At 41.3% G+C, this 15,637-nt stretch carries 12 protein-coding genes; all 12 read left to right on the forward strand.

Annotated elements, in window-relative coordinates:
• Positions 1 to 32: 32 nt before the first annotated feature.
• Positions 33 to 794: an LPS export ABC transporter ATP-binding protein gene (gene lptB / locus ACKPCE_RS05870; protein WP_024997559.1), complete on the forward strand. Its 762-nt coding sequence runs from the start codon at positions 33 to 35 to the stop codon at positions 792 to 794.
• A gap of 207 nt (positions 795 to 1,001) precedes the next feature.
• Positions 1,002 to 2,321, forward strand: coding sequence for a TolC family protein (locus tag ACKPCE_RS05875; RefSeq protein ID WP_319504484.1), 1,320 nt, complete (start codon positions 1,002 to 1,004; stop codon positions 2,319 to 2,321).
• Between the two features lie 12 nt (positions 2,322 to 2,333).
• On the forward strand, positions 2,334 to 3,428 hold the full coding sequence (locus ACKPCE_RS05880; RefSeq protein ID WP_319504485.1) for an efflux RND transporter periplasmic adaptor subunit: 1,095 nt from the start codon (positions 2,334 to 2,336) through the stop codon (positions 3,426 to 3,428).
• 8 nt (positions 3,429 to 3,436) lie between these two features.
• Positions 3,437 to 6,655 (forward strand): efflux RND transporter permease subunit, encoded by a 3,219-nt coding sequence (locus tag ACKPCE_RS05885; protein WP_319504486.1) that lies wholly within the window; start codon positions 3,437 to 3,439, stop codon positions 6,653 to 6,655.
• 4 nt (positions 6,656 to 6,659) lie between these two features.
• Positions 6,660 to 6,968 carry a hypothetical protein gene (locus ACKPCE_RS05890; protein WP_226992586.1) on the forward strand — a complete coding sequence of 103 codons (309 nt, stop codon included), beginning with the start codon at positions 6,660 to 6,662 and terminating at the stop codon, positions 6,966 to 6,968.
• Positions 6,969 to 6,987: 19 nt separating this feature from the next.
• The gene (locus ACKPCE_RS05895; RefSeq protein WP_319504487.1) at positions 6,988 to 7,185 is read left to right on the forward strand and encodes a YgaP family membrane protein; all 198 of its coding nucleotides are present in this window, start codon (positions 6,988 to 6,990) and stop codon (positions 7,183 to 7,185) included.
• 172 nt (positions 7,186 to 7,357) lie between these two features.
• A complete protein-coding gene (locus tag ACKPCE_RS05900; RefSeq protein ID WP_158332570.1) occupies positions 7,358 to 8,053 on the forward strand; it encodes a Crp/Fnr family transcriptional regulator in 696 nt (231 codons plus the stop codon).
• Between the two features lie 109 nt (positions 8,054 to 8,162).
• Positions 8,163 to 9,518 carry a trigger factor gene (gene tig, locus ACKPCE_RS05905; protein ID WP_319504488.1) on the forward strand — a complete coding sequence of 452 codons (1,356 nt, stop codon included), beginning with the start codon at positions 8,163 to 8,165 and terminating at the stop codon, positions 9,516 to 9,518.
• A gap of 144 nt (positions 9,519 to 9,662) precedes the next feature.
• Entirely contained in the window at positions 9,663 to 10,337 is a 675-nt protein-coding gene (clpP, locus tag ACKPCE_RS05910) for an ATP-dependent Clp endopeptidase proteolytic subunit ClpP (protein ID WP_024997551.1), read from the forward strand.
• A 2-nt stretch (positions 10,338 to 10,339) separates the two neighbouring features.
• Positions 10,340 to 11,593: an ATP-dependent Clp protease ATP-binding subunit ClpX gene (clpX, locus tag ACKPCE_RS05915; protein WP_319504489.1), complete on the forward strand. Its 1,254-nt coding sequence runs from the start codon at positions 10,340 to 10,342 to the stop codon at positions 11,591 to 11,593.
• Between the two features lie 169 nt (positions 11,594 to 11,762).
• Positions 11,763 to 13,943 (forward strand): DNA helicase RecQ, encoded by a 2,181-nt coding sequence (gene recQ, locus ACKPCE_RS05920; RefSeq protein WP_319504490.1) that lies wholly within the window; start codon positions 11,763 to 11,765, stop codon positions 13,941 to 13,943.
• A gap of 172 nt (positions 13,944 to 14,115) precedes the next feature.
• Complete coding sequence (gene guaB / locus ACKPCE_RS05925; protein ID WP_027318080.1) at positions 14,116 to 15,591, forward strand: IMP dehydrogenase; 1,476 nt, start codon at positions 14,116 to 14,118, stop codon at positions 15,589 to 15,591.
• The last annotated feature ends 46 nt before the right edge of the window (positions 15,592 to 15,637 follow it).

Raw genomic sequence — 15,637 nt, forward strand, 5'->3', positions numbered from 1 at the left:
TTTACTACATTTGCCGCTAAATAACAATGGATATGGAAGATAACAGAATGGTTCTTCGTACCGAGGATTTAGTGAAGAAATACGGTAAACGTACGGTAGTTAGTCATGTTTCTATTGATGTTAAGCAGGGCGAAATTGTTGGCTTACTTGGTCCCAATGGTGCCGGTAAGACGACTTCTTTCTATATGACGGTAGGACTAATCACTCCCAACGAAGGACGTATTTTTCTGGATGATTTGGAAATAACTAATTATCCGGTTTATAAGCGTGCCCAAACCGGTATCGGTTATTTGGCTCAAGAGGCTTCTGTTTTTCGGCAGATGACTGTGGAAGACAACATCGCTTCAGTTTTGGAAATGACCAACAAACCCAAAGAATATCAAAAGGAGAAACTAGAAAGTCTGATTGCAGAGTTTCGTTTGCAAAAAGTTCGCAAAAATCTTGGAAATCAGCTTTCGGGAGGAGAACGTAGAAGAACAGAGATTGCACGTTGCTTGGCCATTGACCCTAAGTTTATTATGCTAGATGAGCCTTTTGCCGGGGTTGACCCCATTGCGGTGGAAGATATACAGCAGATTGTCTGGAAGTTAAAAGACAAAAACATCGGTATTTTGATAACAGACCATAATGTACAAGAAACCTTAAGCATAACAGACCGCGCATATCTTCTTTTTGAAGGCAAAATATTATTTCAGGGTACCCCTGAAGAATTGGCTGAGAATAAGATTGTACGTGAAAAATATTTGAGTAACAGCTTTGTTTTACGGAGAAAAGATTTTCAATTAAAAGACTGATATAGTATATCATATATGTTTAAAGCCTTCTTGCATGTTTTGTAAGAAGGCTTTTCTGTAGAATAACGTGTCATTATTACTCAATGTAAAAAGAATCTGTTATTTAATACTCCTGTTGCACAACAGTTTATCCCCTGATGCATAGCAGGTTAAAACTAAACTAAATGATTCTCTTACTTGTTATCTTTGCAGAAAAAAGAACAAGATATGAGAAAGACAAAAAACATTCGTTTACAGATCCTTTTACTGCTTTTAATACCTTTGACAGTAAAAGCACAGATTGATGAGGTACACATCTCTTTGACGCAAGCCATTGATTCTGCTATTTTACATAACGAATCATTGAAGCAGGCTACCTATTCGGCCAGGATTGCAAAAGAAAACAGTCGCGGTGCCGATGCTGTTTTCATGCCTCAGGTAGGGTTGTCTTATACCGGCTATTTTACTAATAATCCATTAAATGCTTTCGGGTTTAAGTTACAACAACAGAGTGTGGAAGCTACAGATTTTGATCCTGCCAGATTGAATAACCCCGGGTTTAATAAGGATTTTGTGGGACAAATAGAAGTAACTCAGCCCATCTTTAATTTAGATGCTATTTATCAGCGGAGTGCAGCCCGAAACTACTCTCAAATGCAGGAGTGGTCCAAGAGAAGGCAAGAGGAGTTCTTGCTCTTTCAAGTGAAAAAGGCTTATCTTGAAATTCAATTGTCTTATAAGAACAAAGAGGTGCTTGCCAGTGCCTTGAAAACGGCCGATGCTTTTGTGACACGTGCTGAAGATATGTATGAACACGGCTTAATACAGAAAGCCGACCTTTTGGAAGCCAAAGTCTTTCAGAATAAAATGCAAACAGATTATCAGACTGCACTAAGCAATATAATGAACGCTTCTGATCAACTGGGTTTCCTGATGGGGAAAAAGCCCGGACTGATGTACCACGTTGATGCTGTGCAATTTGATGAGACACGCGTTCAGCCTTTATCTGTGAATTTGCGTTCTGATGTCGCGGCGTATGAAGCCGGTTTATCGGCCGCAACAAATCAATTGAAATCAGACAAAATGTCCCTCATACCTAGAATTAATGCATTTGGAAATTATCAGTTCAATGACGTGAAACCCTTCCGTTTCAACTCTGACAGCTATTTTGCCGGCATACGGTTGTCGTGGAAAATCTTCTCAGGAACGCAAGACTGGCATAAAATAAAAGCTTCCAAGCTGGAACAGCAAAAAATGATTAGTCGTTTGAACGAAACCAAGTCGCAGGCCGAAGTTGAATACCAAAAAACAAGGAGACAATTGGCCGACCTTACTTTTGAAGTAGAACAAGCCGAGTCTATGGTGAAACAGGCCGAAGAAGCCTTGTTTATTCAAACAGACAGATATTCCCAAGGGTTATCAACAACCCCTGATTTATTAAGGATTCAAACTCAGCTGGCCCAATCGGGCTTAATGAGAGAGATGGTGCATTTCAAAAAGAATCTGACTATTGCCTATTTGGCATTCCTAACATCTACAAACGAATAAAAAAATACAAATATGAAAAAGATTACATTCATAACTTTTGCTGTGCTTACGCTTACTGCCACTCTTTTTGTTGCATGTTCGGGCAATAAAGATAACAATGAAGCTCAAGGTGCACCCGTCAAAGTAGCCATTGTATATCCTATATATCAGAGTCAGACAGGTGTTGTTGGCAACGGACAAGTTCAGTCTAAAGAAATTGCTCGTTTAGGTACTCGTATGATGGGTACAGTTACCTCCATCAAGGTGAAGAAAGGTGATACCGTGTCGAAAGGCCAGTTATTGTTAACGATTTCCGACGAAGAATTAGGAGCCAAAAAGGCTCAAGCTGAAGCGATGATTCGCGAGGCTCAGGCGGCTTATGATTTAGCCAAAAAAGATGAAGAAAGATTTGCGGCTATGCTGTCTCGCAAAACAGTTTCTACTAAAGAATATGAGAATGTGCATTTGCAAATGCAATCAATGAAATCCAAACTGGATATGGCCAGACAGATGAAAAAAGAAGTACAGGCCAACCAGGCTTATACTCAGATTACTGCACCATTTAGTGGGGTGATTTCGCAAATCAATATTGATTTGGGCGCATTAGCTAACCCCGGAATGCCCTTAATTGTGGTTGAAAAAGGAAGCGATTGGGTAGTAGAAAGTTCCATAACGGAATCGGATATCGCTAAGATAAAGAAAGGTATGAAAGCCATAGTGCGTGTGAAATCTGTCGATGTATCATTTGAAGCACCCATTACGGAGATAAGTCGCTCTTCAGTTGAAACCGGTGGTCAATATAAACTGACTGTTGAAGTCCCCGCAGAGCAAAAGGTCAAACTCTATTCGGGTATGTATGCTAATATTTTGGTTCCGATAGAAACAAGCCAGTCGGCTGTTCAGCAGCATAACTTATTAATTCCTTCCCAAACTGTTATTGATAAGGATGGCTTAACTGGTGTTTATGTGGTTTCTTCTTCAGAAACAGCCTTATTAAGGTGGGTGCGTTTAGGACAGACGGTAGGCGATCAGACAGAAGTTCTTTCGGGTTTAAAGAAAGACGATCGGGTTATTCTACCGGAGGGCAAACGACTTGAGAATGGAATGAAAGTGCAAACCAGCAAATGAAATAGAACATGAAAGAAGGAATTGCCGGAAAAATTGCAGGAGGCTTCTTACAAAGTAAGTTGTCGCTACTATTGATGGTAGCCTTTGTCCTGGTTGGGGCGTATAGCGTATACCTTATTCCCCGAGAAGAAGAACCTCAGATAAACTTACCCGTGGCCGATATCTTTATTGGCATGCCGGGTGCTACGCCCACTGAAATGGAAACGAAAGTGGTAGCTCCTTTGGAGAAAACCCTTTCCAATATAAACGGTGTAGAACATGTTGTTTCTACCTCAATGGCAGATCAGGCCATGCTTACCGTACAGTTCTATGTCGGACAGGATTTTGAAAAATCGCTGGTCAACCTCTACAACGAGTTGATGAAGAACATGGATAAAATGCCCCAGGGTGTGAGCATGCCGTTAATAAAAACACGCTCTATTAACGATGTGCCGGTTCTGGCGTTAACGTTGTGGAGTAAAGACAACAGCGACTATACCTTGCGCCAGCAAGCCGAACTGATTCGTAACGAAGTAAAGAAGATACAATATGTTACCAATGTTGATATAATAGGTGGACGTTCTCGTCAGGTTACGGTAAAAATAGATAAGGAGAAACTGGCCGGTGTCAATCTGGATATGGCTTCCATAGGGCAATATATGCAGGCAGCCAATTTTCAGATGCAGGCGGGTAATATTTATTCAGGTAATGAAACTTTCGCTGTGACTTCGGGCAACTTTCTTCAAACACGTGAAGATGTTGAGAAGCTGGTAGTGGGCATGAACAAAGGCTACCCGGTTTACTTGTCTTCTATTGCTACAATCACCGAAGGACCTGCTACTTCTCCCACTCAATACGTATCGTTTGCTTATGGAAAGGAAGCAGATAATGAACTGAAAAAGGCCAGCCCGTCAGACTATCCGGCGGTTACTTTAGCTATTTCCAAACAAGAAGGCACAGATGCCATGCATTTGTCTGAGAAGATATTGAGTAAAGTGGAACACCTGAAAAAAGAATCCATCTCACCGGACATACAGATCACGGTGACACGTAACTATGGAGAATCGGCTTCTGAAAAGGTGTCCGAACTACTAATCCACTTGGTTGGAGCCATTGTTGCCGTTACTCTTTTTGTGATGCTGGCTATGGGCTGGCGAGGTGGTTTGGTTGTGTTCCTCTCGGTTCCTATCACATTTGCCCTGACCCTGTTTGCGTATTATTTCATGGATTATACGCTGAACCGCATTACGCTGTTTGCCTTGGTTTTTGTGACCGGTATCGTGGTCGACGATTCCATTATCATAGCCGAAAACATGCACCGGCATTTTAAAATGAAGTATTTGTCATTCCGCCAAGCAGCGCTTTATGCCATTAATGAAGTGGGTAACCCAACCATTCTTGCCACATTCACCGTCGTAGCGTCAGTGCTGCCTATGGCTTTTGTCTCCGGTCTTATGGGACCTTACATGAGCCCGATGCCTATTGGTGCTTCCATTGCCATGATGTTTTCACTCATCGTTGCCTTGACACTGACCCCTTATTTGGGATACATATTCCTCAAGCATAAGGATGATAAACAACAGGAAAGCAAGAAGGAAACAGAACCGGAAGATTACGATATCACCCAAACCCGTCTGTATAAGTTTTATTCATGGAGCATGCGCCCAATGCTTGCTTCACGCAGAAAGCGCTGGGTGTTTATGCTGACAACCTTGGTTTTGCTTATTGCATCGGTTTCTTTATTCTTTCTCAAGGTAGTGCCAGTGAAAATGTTACCTTTTGATAACAAGAATGAGTTTCAGGTGGTTATTGACATGCCCGAAACGGCTACACTGGAAGAAACGGCTGCTGTCACAAAAGAGATTGCTGCTTTTGTGAGCACACAAGACGAAGTACTTAACTGTCAGACTTATGTGGGCACGTCGGCCCCGATTAGTTTTAACGGCCTCATGCGTCATTATGATTTGAGAAAAGGCGAGAATGTGGCCGATATACAGGTGAACTTAACTGACAAAGGCGATAGAAGTGCTCAAAGCCATGATATTGCAAAAAAAATGCGGCAGCCGATTCAGGAAATTGCCAAACGCTGGGGAGCCAATGCTAAAGTAGTTGAAGTGCCCCCCGGACCTCCGGTGCTTTCAACCATCGTGGCCGAGGTTTACGGTCCCGATTATCAGGAACAAATTCATGTGGCTCGCCAAATAAAAGCCATATTTGATCAGACAGAAGGCATGGTTGACACCGATGTGTTCATTGAAGACGATCAGACAGAAATTCGTTTTGATGTGGATAAAGAAAAGGCCATGCTACGTGGAGTAGCCCCTGCGAAAATTACAGAAAACCTTAGAGCGGCTGTCTCCGGCAAAAACGTGGGCGTATTGCACAAGGAAAATACGTTATCGCCCATACCTATTCAATTGGAATTGAACAATGCCGATAAATTCTCCGTGGAAGCGTTAAAGAGTCTTCCGGTGCAGAACATGCAAGGCCAAGTTGTTTCCTTGGGTGATGTCACTCAGGTGAAAGAAGTTATTAAGGAAAAAAGCATTTGGAGAAAAGACCAGAAAAGAGTCGTTATGGTAGCAGCCGACTTAGCTGGTTCACTGGAGAGTCCTATTTATGCCATGATGGATGTCAATAAGAAGTTGGAAGAGATCAAACTTCCTTCGGGCTATGATCTCACTGTGCTTAATAGTTCGCAACCCGAGACCGAAGATAATTATTCCATGAAATGGGATGGTGAGTGGCAAATTACGTATGAAGTCTTTCGTGACTTAGGTATTGCGTTTGCGGTAGCTCTAATCATAATTTACCTCTTAATAGTAGGGTGGTTCCAAAGTTTTATGGTGCCTGTTGTGATGCTCACTGCTATTCCTCTTTCATTAATTGGTATTGTTGTGGGGCATTGGGTCATGGGAGCGTATTTCAGTGCCACATCAATGATCGGGTTTATTGCCTTGGCGGGAGTGATGGTGCGTAATTCAGTTCTGCTGATTGACTTTATTGATATCAGACTCAAAGAGGGTATACCACTGACCGAAGCTGTTATTGAAGCCGGTGCAGTGCGTACACTTCCCATTGTTCTAACGGCAGGAACCGTTGTACTGGGTGCAATTGTTATTTTGTTCGACCCGCTATTTCAAGGTCTGGCCATCTCTTTAATGGGAGGTACAATTACATCTACCGTGCTTACCTTGGTCGTTGTGCCTTTGCTCTATTATAAAATGTTGAGAAATAAAATTAAATAAGCGTATGATGAAGTTATTGGTTGTTTTAAGTATCCGCGAAATTCAAGATAAAGTAGCCAAGATGCTGGAGAAAGCCGGTGTGGAGATATTCAGCGTAGGTGATATTACCGGATACAAAAAAAGAGGATACAATGTAGGTTGGTTTGGATCTGATAACGGAAAGACCAATTCCATTGTCATGTTCAGCTTTACGAGTGCCGAATCGGCACACCGTGCTATCGAGATTATTGAGGAATGTAACGAATGCAATCAGTCGCGCTTCCCGGTGCGTGCATACATTCTCAATGTGGATGAGTTTTTGAAAGTTGAGTAACGATAAATATTGAAGAAAGATGAAAGAACGAATAGTACGTTTCGTAGCAGGAACAATGATTCTTGTTAGTGTGGCGCTGGCCTATTTTGTCGCTTTGAAATGGCTGTTTCTGACCTTGTTTGTCGGAGCCAACTTACTACAGTCGTCCATTACAAAGTTTTGCCCCCTGGAGCTGATCATTGACTATTTTACATCACGCTCACAGCGCGCCAAATAAACGCTTAATAGTTTGCCTTAAAACCTCTTTATGTTTTTAAAAAACGCCTTTATCTTTTTAAAAAACATAAAGAGGTTTTTTGCATAGCATCTCGTTGCTGTTTCGGGCAGATTTTTATATTTTTGTGCGACCAGTGCATTTTTGCCTGGATAATGAGTTAATGCATGAAAATATGAATAAAGTTGAGTTGGCAGCCAGATTTCCCGTTATCAAGTTAGGAGCAAGCTGTTTTGCTAATCTTTCCGAGGAAAGGTTGAAGGACCTGGAAGCTCACAAACGACAAATCACTTTTCAGAAAGGAGACATCATCAGTAAGCAAGGGACATTTGCTCCTTCGGTGATGTTTGTGCTCGATGGTTTCATTAAAGAATACATAGAAGGCAACGGCGGGAAGAATACGAATTTAAGACTGGTAGGTAAAGGCGATTTTGTGGCCCTGTCGGGACTGTTTAATAACAAAGTCAGCAATTATTCCGTAATGGCCCTTAGTCAGGTAACCCTTTGCCTGTTCGACCGCGAATATCTGTTGCAAGTCATACAAGAAAACCCCGATATGAGTTTTCAACTGATTCATCGCTATAGTGAACTTGAAAATAGTTTCTTTTCAATGCTTCACAGCCATTTGTATAAGCAAATGCATGGCAAGATGGCCCGGACTCTTCTCTACCTAAACTCATTCAATACCGCCGATTGCAATGTTTTTGAATTTATGAATAGAAAAGACATTGCCGAGTTTGCATCCGTAAGCACGGAGAACGCTATTCGGGTTTTGAAGAGTTTCGAAACCGACGGTTTAATTGAAATCAGAGACAAAGAGATTCATATTTTAAATGAAAATGCCCTTGAGAATATCTTCCAAAGGGGTTGATACACAAATAATTCATAAATGTTATTTGATAATTGAAAGATTAGCACTAATTTTGCACGCTCTTTATAAGATATAGAATAAAGTATAAATCAAATAAATAATTGTCGGAATGAACGTTTCATTACAAAACATTGACAAAGTAAGTGCATTACTTACAATCAAGCTTGAGAAAGCAGACTTTCAGGAACAAGTTGAGAAATCGCTTAAGAACATTCGTCAGAAAGCGCAAGTTCCGGGCTTCCGTCAAGGAATGGTCCCTATGAGCCTTGTAAAGAAGATGTACGCTAAATCCGTTATGGCAGAAGAAGTAAACAAATTACTTTCTGAAAGAGTATACGGTTATATTAAAGAAAACAACTTGAATATTCTGGGCGAACCACTTCCTAATGTAGACAAACAACCCCAAATTGATTTCGATACAATGGAAGAATTCGATTTCTTGTTTGATATTGCATTGGCTCCTGAATTTAAAGCAGAAGTTGCTGCTACCGATAAGGTTGATTACTATACTGTCGATGTAACGGATGAAATGGTTAATAACCAAATTAAATCTTATACTCAACGTAACGGCAAGTATGACCAGGTAGACGCTTACCAGGAAAATGATATGTTGAAAGGTCTTTTGGCTGAACTCGATGAGGCCGGAAACACCAAAGAAGGTGGAATTCAGGTTGAAGGAGCTGTTATGATGCCTTCTTATATGAAGAACGAAGCACAGAAAGCCATTTTTGCAGCAGCAAAAGTGAATGATGTCTTGACTTTCAATCCCAACGAAGCTTATGAAGGCCACGATGCTGAAATGGCTTCTTTGCTGAAAATAGATAAAGAAGCAGCAGCCGAAGTTAAATCGAACTTCAGTTTCCAGGTAGAAGAAATTACCCGCTTCGTTGAGGGTGACCTGAATCAGGAATTGTTTGATTTGGTTTTCGGAAAAGATGTTGTTACAACAGAAGAAGAATTCCGTGCTAAAGTAAAAGAAAGCATTGCTTCGCAGTTTGTTGCCGACAGCGATTACAAATTCCTCTTAGACGCACGTAAGGTGATAGAAGCTAAAGTTGGTAAGTTAGAGTATCCGGATGCTTTGCTTAAAAGAATCATGTTACTGAACAATACCGATAAAGGCGAAGAGTTTGTGAACGAAAACTACGATAAAAGTGTTGAAGAATTAACTTGGCACCTTATTAAAGAACAGTTGGTTCAGCAAGCTGAAATCAAAGTGGAACAAGAAGATGTTCTCAACATGGCTAAAGATGCTACAAGAGCTCAGTTCGCTCAATATGGCATGCTAAGCGTACCCGAAGACATTCTTGAAAACTATGCCAAAGAAATGTTGAAGAAGAAAGAAAGCATTGATGGTTTGGTGAACCGCGTGGTTGAAGCTAAACTAGCTGCAGTATTGAAGGGAAAAGTGACACTTGAAAACAAAGTGGTCTCTGTAGAAGAATTCAACGCTTTATTTAAATAAAATTAGATATTACGAAGGATAAAGAACACAGAGGTACAAGGCTGCAGAGATTTCCTATGAAATTTTACTCTGTGCTTTTGTGTCTCTGTGTTCTTTTTTGTTTCTTTGCTCTCTGATCAATAACTATTATATAAAAGAAGAACTATGGATGATTTTAGAAAATATGCGACCAAACATTTAGGAATAAATAGTATGGTTTTAGATGGTGTGATACAGTCACAGGCCAATTATTTGAATCCCTATATTCTTGAAGAGAGACAGCTTAATGTGACGCAACTGGATGTATTCTCACGTTTGATGATGGATCGTATCATCTTTTTGGGAACTCAGATTGATGATTATACAGCCAATACATTACAGGCGCAGCTGCTTTACCTGGATTCGGTAGATCCCGGTAAAGATATCTCAATCTATATTAATTCACCCGGTGGCTCGGTGTATGCCGGCTTAGGTATTTATGATACAATGCAGTTTATTTCAAGTGATGTTGCTACCATTTGCACCGGTATGGCTGCTTCTATGGCTGCCGTATTGCTTGTGGCAGGAGCAGAGAAAAAACGTTCGGCCCTTACTCACTCCAGGGTGATGATTCACCAACCTATGGGTGGCGCACAGGGACAAGCGTCTGACATTGAAATCACAGCACGGGAAATCATGAAGATGAAGAAAGAACTTTATACCATCATATCAGAACATGCACATACTGACTTTGATAAAGTATGGGCCGACTCTGACCGTGATTACTGGATGACAGCCGTTGAGGCCAAAGAATATGGAATGATAGACGAGGTGTTGTCTAGAAAACCATCAAAAGAGTAAACATGAGTAATTCCAAATCAAACAAAACAGTGAAACAGAAGTGTAGTTTTTGTGGTCGAGATGAAAGTCAGGTAGGTTTCCTTATAACCGGAATCAACGGGTGCATTTGTGATTTGTGTACGCAACAAGCATACGATATCACCAAAGAAGCCATGTCGGGTAAAAATAAAGGTGAAGCTACGGAACTCAACCTCAAAGAACTTCCTAAACCTACAGATATCAAAGCCTTCCTTGATCAATACGTAATTGGTCAGTACGAGGCTAAAAGATCGCTTTCGGTAGCGGTTTATAATCACTACAAGCGTTTGTTGCAGGAAACCACCAATGATGATGTTGAAATTGAAAAATCAAATATCATTATGGTTGGAACCACAGGAACGGGCAAAACTCTTCTGGCCAGAACCATTGCCAAACTACTGCATGTGCCTTTTACTATTGTTGACGCTACGGTGTTGACAGAGGCAGGCTATGTGGGTGAGGACATTGAAAGCATTTTGACCAGACTGCTTCAAGTGGCCGATTATAACGTAGCAGAAGCCGAAAAGGGTATCGTGTTTATTGATGAGATTGATAAAATTGCCCGTAAAAGTGACAATCCTTCCATCACGCGTGACGTAAGCGGCGAGGGTGTACAACAGGGACTCTTGAAACTTTTGGAAGGTTCGGTAGTGAATGTTCCTCCTCAGGGAGGCAGAAAGCACCCGGATCAAAAGATGATTGCTGTTAATACCAAAAATATATTGTTTATTTGTGGTGGCGCTTTTGACGGGATAGAGAAAAAAATCGCTCAGCGTCTCAATACGCACGTGGTAGGTTATGGGGCAACTCAGAAAAACACGTTGATAGACAAGAGCAACCTGATGCAATACATCGCGCCTCAAGACTTGAAATCATTTGGACTTATTCCCGAAATCATAGGGCGTTTACCCATACTGACATCGCTTCAGCCGCTTGACCGTGAGGCATTACGGGCCATCCTGACTGAACCCAAAAATTCTATCATCAAGCAATACGTGAAATTGTTTGAGATGGATAAGGTGAAGCTTACTTTTCAAGATGAAGTATTGGAGTACATTGTTGACAAGGCTGTGGAGTATAAACTGGGTGCACGCGGGTTACGCTCTATCGTTGAAGCTATAATGATCGATGCAATGTTTGAATTGCCTTCGCAAAACAAAAAGAAATATGAAGTGACTCTGGAGTACGCTAAGGCTCAGCTGGAAAAAGCCAATATGGCTCGCTTGCAAACAGCCTGATGTTTACAAATCCGTTACAACAAAAAAATCAATGTTTAAAAGCGGAAGCTCTGAAATATTAATTGCGATTTGCTTGATTTTTAATAAGTAGTTTATAACTTTGTTAGCCTTCCCTTTTAAGGAAGGCGGGCAATAGTTAACGTAGGAATTGAACAAATAACCTTATGCAATGGCTGAAAAGATTAATTTAACGGAACAACTGAAACAGTATTTCGGATTTGACAAATTCAAAGGGAACCAAGAGGAAATTATGATTAATTTGCTTGATGGTAACGACACCTTTGTACTGATGCCAACCGGCGGTGGCAAATCGTTGTGTTATCAGTTACCTTCATTAATAATGGAGGGCACGGCAATTGTTATCTCTCCGTTAATCGCGTTAATGAAGAATCAGGTTGATGCGATGCGTAACTTCAGTGAAGAAGACGGCATTGCTCATTTTATTAATTCTTCCTTAAATAAAGCAGCTATTGATCAAGTCAAATCAGATATCTTATCGGGAAAAACGAAGTTGTTGTATGTAGCACCGGAATCGTTGACTAAAGATGAATACGTCGATTTTCTACGTTCAGTAAAGATTTCATTCTATGCCGTGGACGAAGCGCATTGTATTTCGGAATGGGGGCACGACTTCCGGCCCGAGTACCGTCGTATTCGTCCCATTATAAACGAAATAGGCAAGGCTCCGGTAATCGCATTAACGGCAACGGCCACCCCCAAAGTTCAACACGACATTCAGAAGAACCTGGGAATGGTTAATGCAAAGGTCTATAAATCATCATTTAACCGGCCCAATCTATATTACGAAGTACGTTCCAAAACAGTCAATGTTGATAAGGAAATTATCAAATTTATCAAAAATAATCAGGAAAAGTCGGGCATCATTTACTGCCTTAGTCGCAAAAAGGTAGAAGAGCTGGCCGAGATCCTTCAGGCAAACGGCATCAATGCAAGAGCTTATCATGCCGGAATGGACTCTGCAACAAGAACGCAGAATCAGGATGATTTTTTGATGGAGAAGATTGATGTAATCGTTGCAACGATTGCTTTTGGAATGGGTATTGACAAACCCGATGTTCGCTATGTGATTCATTATGACATTCCGAAAAGTCTGGAAGGTTATTACCAGGAAACCGGTCGCGCCGGACGAGATGGTGGTGAAGGACAGTGCATAACTTTTTATACAAACAAAGACCTGCAGAAACTGGAAAAGTTTATGCAAGGAAAGCCTGTTGCAGAGCAGGAAATAGGCAAGCAGCTTCTGCTCGAAACCGCTGCATACGCCGAATCATCTGTATGTAGAAGAAAATCACTATTACATTATTTTGGTGAAGAATATACAGAAGAGAATTGTGGAAATTGTGACAACTGTTTAAACCCTAAAAAGCAAGTGGAGGCTCAAGATTCGTTGTGTGCTGTGATTGAAACGATCATAGCGGTAAAAGAAAATTTTAAAGCAGATTATATTATTGACATATTGCAAGGTCGTGAAACTTCTGAAGTGCAGGCTCACCTGCATGAAGACCTTGAGGTTTTCGGCTCAGGAATGGGTGAAGACGACAAACTGTGGAATGCTGTAATCAGACAAGCGTTGATCGCTGGTTATTTAAGTAAGGATGTAGAGAACTATGGTACTTTGAAGGTAACTGATGAAGGACACAAATTCTTGAAACATCCTAAATCTTTCAAGATAACCGAAGATAACGATTTTGAAGAAGTTGAAGATGAAGCACCGGCAAGAGGAGGAGGTTCATGTGCTGTGGATCCGGCTTTATATTCTATGTTGAAAGACTTGAGGAAGAAACTTTCTAAGAAATTGAATGTACCTCCTTATGTTATCTTTCAAGATCCTTCTTTGGAGGCGATGGCTACTATCTATCCTGTTACGCTGGATGAATTGCAAAATATTCCGGGTGTGGGTGCGGGTAAAGCCAAACGTTATGGCGAAGAATTCTGTGTGCTTATTAAAAAGCATTGCGAAGAAAATGAAATTGAAAGACCTGAGGACCTTAGGGTACGTACGGTTGCTAACAAATCCAAACTAAAGGTTTCAATCATTCAGGCGATTGATCGTAAAGTGGCTTTGGATGATATTGCGTTGTCTAAAGGTATTGAATTTAGTGACCTTCTCGATGAGGTTGAGGCTATTGTTTATTCGGGTACGAAATTAAATATAGACTACTTCCTCGATGAAATTATGGACGAAGATCACTTGCTTGACATTTACGATTACTTTAAAGAATCGACAACCGATGGTGTGGAGGATGCCTTGGCAGAACTAGGTGACGAGTTTACGGAAGAAGAAGTCCGTTTGGTTCGTATCAAGTTCTTCTCTGAAATGGCGAATTAATAGTTTAATAAAGTGGGCGGTGCTCAATCTGATCAGGATTTAAAAAATCATACTGAAAAGATTGAGCACCGTTTATTTTTGTCTTTTTAATAAAAAAAAGTACGGTCGTAGTCTATAAGGCTGGAATAAAAAGCGTATATTTGCACGCAATAAATTTTAAACGCATACTTTTATGTCATTTATTGCTGATAAGATTGTTATGGACGGATTAACCTTTGACGATGTCTTGTTAATCCCCGCTTATTCTGAAGTTTTACCGCGCACTGTCGATTTAACGACAAAGTTTTCCAAAAACATTGAACTCAAAATTCCCTTTGTAACAGCTGCAATGGACACTGTTACCGAGGCCAAAATGGCTATTGCCATTGCCCGCGAGGGAGGAATTGGTGTAATCCATAAAAACATGTCGATAAAGGACCAGGCGAAGCAAGTTGCTATCGTGAAGCGCGCTGAGAATGGCATGATTTATGATCCTGTTACCATCATGCAAGGCTCTACCGTTTATGACGCGTTGGCGTTGATGGCGGAATATAAAATCGGTGGAATTCCGGTTGTGGATAATGATAAGAAACTGGTGGGAATTGTTACTAATCGTGACCTTCGTTTCGAACGCAATATGGACAAACGTATCGACGAGGTTATGACGAAGGAGAACCTGGTGACTACCAATCAATCTACCGACTTGGAATCGGCTGCTCAAATACTACAACAATACAAAATTGAGAAACTTCCTGTAGTCGATAAAGACGGAAAGCTTATCGGACTGGTTACCTATAAAGATATTACCAAAGCAAAAGACAAGCCCATGGCTTGCAAAGACTCGAAAGGACGTTTGAGAGTTGCGGCAGGCGTTGGCGTAACGGCCGATACGTTTGAGCGCATGCATGCTTTAGTGACAGCAGGTGCCGATGCCATTGTTATCGATACGGCTCATGGACACTCCAAAGGAGTTATTGACGTATTAAAAGAGGCGAAACAAAAATACCCCGAAATAGATATTGTGGTGGGTAACATTGCAACGGGTGATGCCGCCAGGATGTTGGTGGAAGCTGGTGCGGACGGTGTGAAAGTTGGTATTGGCCCGGGTTCTATTTGTACCACTCGTGTTGTGGCAGGAGTAGGGGTACCTCAACTTTCGGCTGTATATGAAGTTTCCAAAGCATTGCAGGGAACCGGCGTACCGTTAATTGCCGATGGTGGTTTGCGCTACTCGGGTGATGTGGTGAAGGCATTGGCTGCCGGTGGTAACTGTGTGATGATAGGATCATTGGTTGCCGGAACAGAAGAAAGTCCGGGCGAAACGATTATCTTTAACGGAAGAAAATTCAAATCATACAGAGGCATGGGCTCTTTGGAAGCAATGGAAAACGGATCAAAAGACCGTTATTTCCAAAGTGGAGAGACTGATGTTAAAAAGCTGGTACCCGAAGGTATTGCGGCTCGTGTTCCTTACAAAGGTTCGCTTTTTGAAGTTATTTATCAGCTTACCGGTGGACTCCGTGCAGGGATGGGATATTGCGGTGCTCAAGATATTCATAAATTGCATGATGCCAAGTTTACACGCATTACCAATGCAGGAGTAATGGAAAGTCATCCTCATGACGTTACCATTACGAGTGAATCTCCTAACTATAGCCGTCCGGAGTAAGGTATAACTATCTTTAAAAATATAAAAGAGCACAAAGACGCAGGTC

This window comes from Bacteroides graminisolvens (assembly GCF_963666085.1).
GTDB classification, from domain to species: domain Bacteria; phylum Bacteroidota; class Bacteroidia; order Bacteroidales; family Bacteroidaceae; genus Bacteroides; species Bacteroides graminisolvens.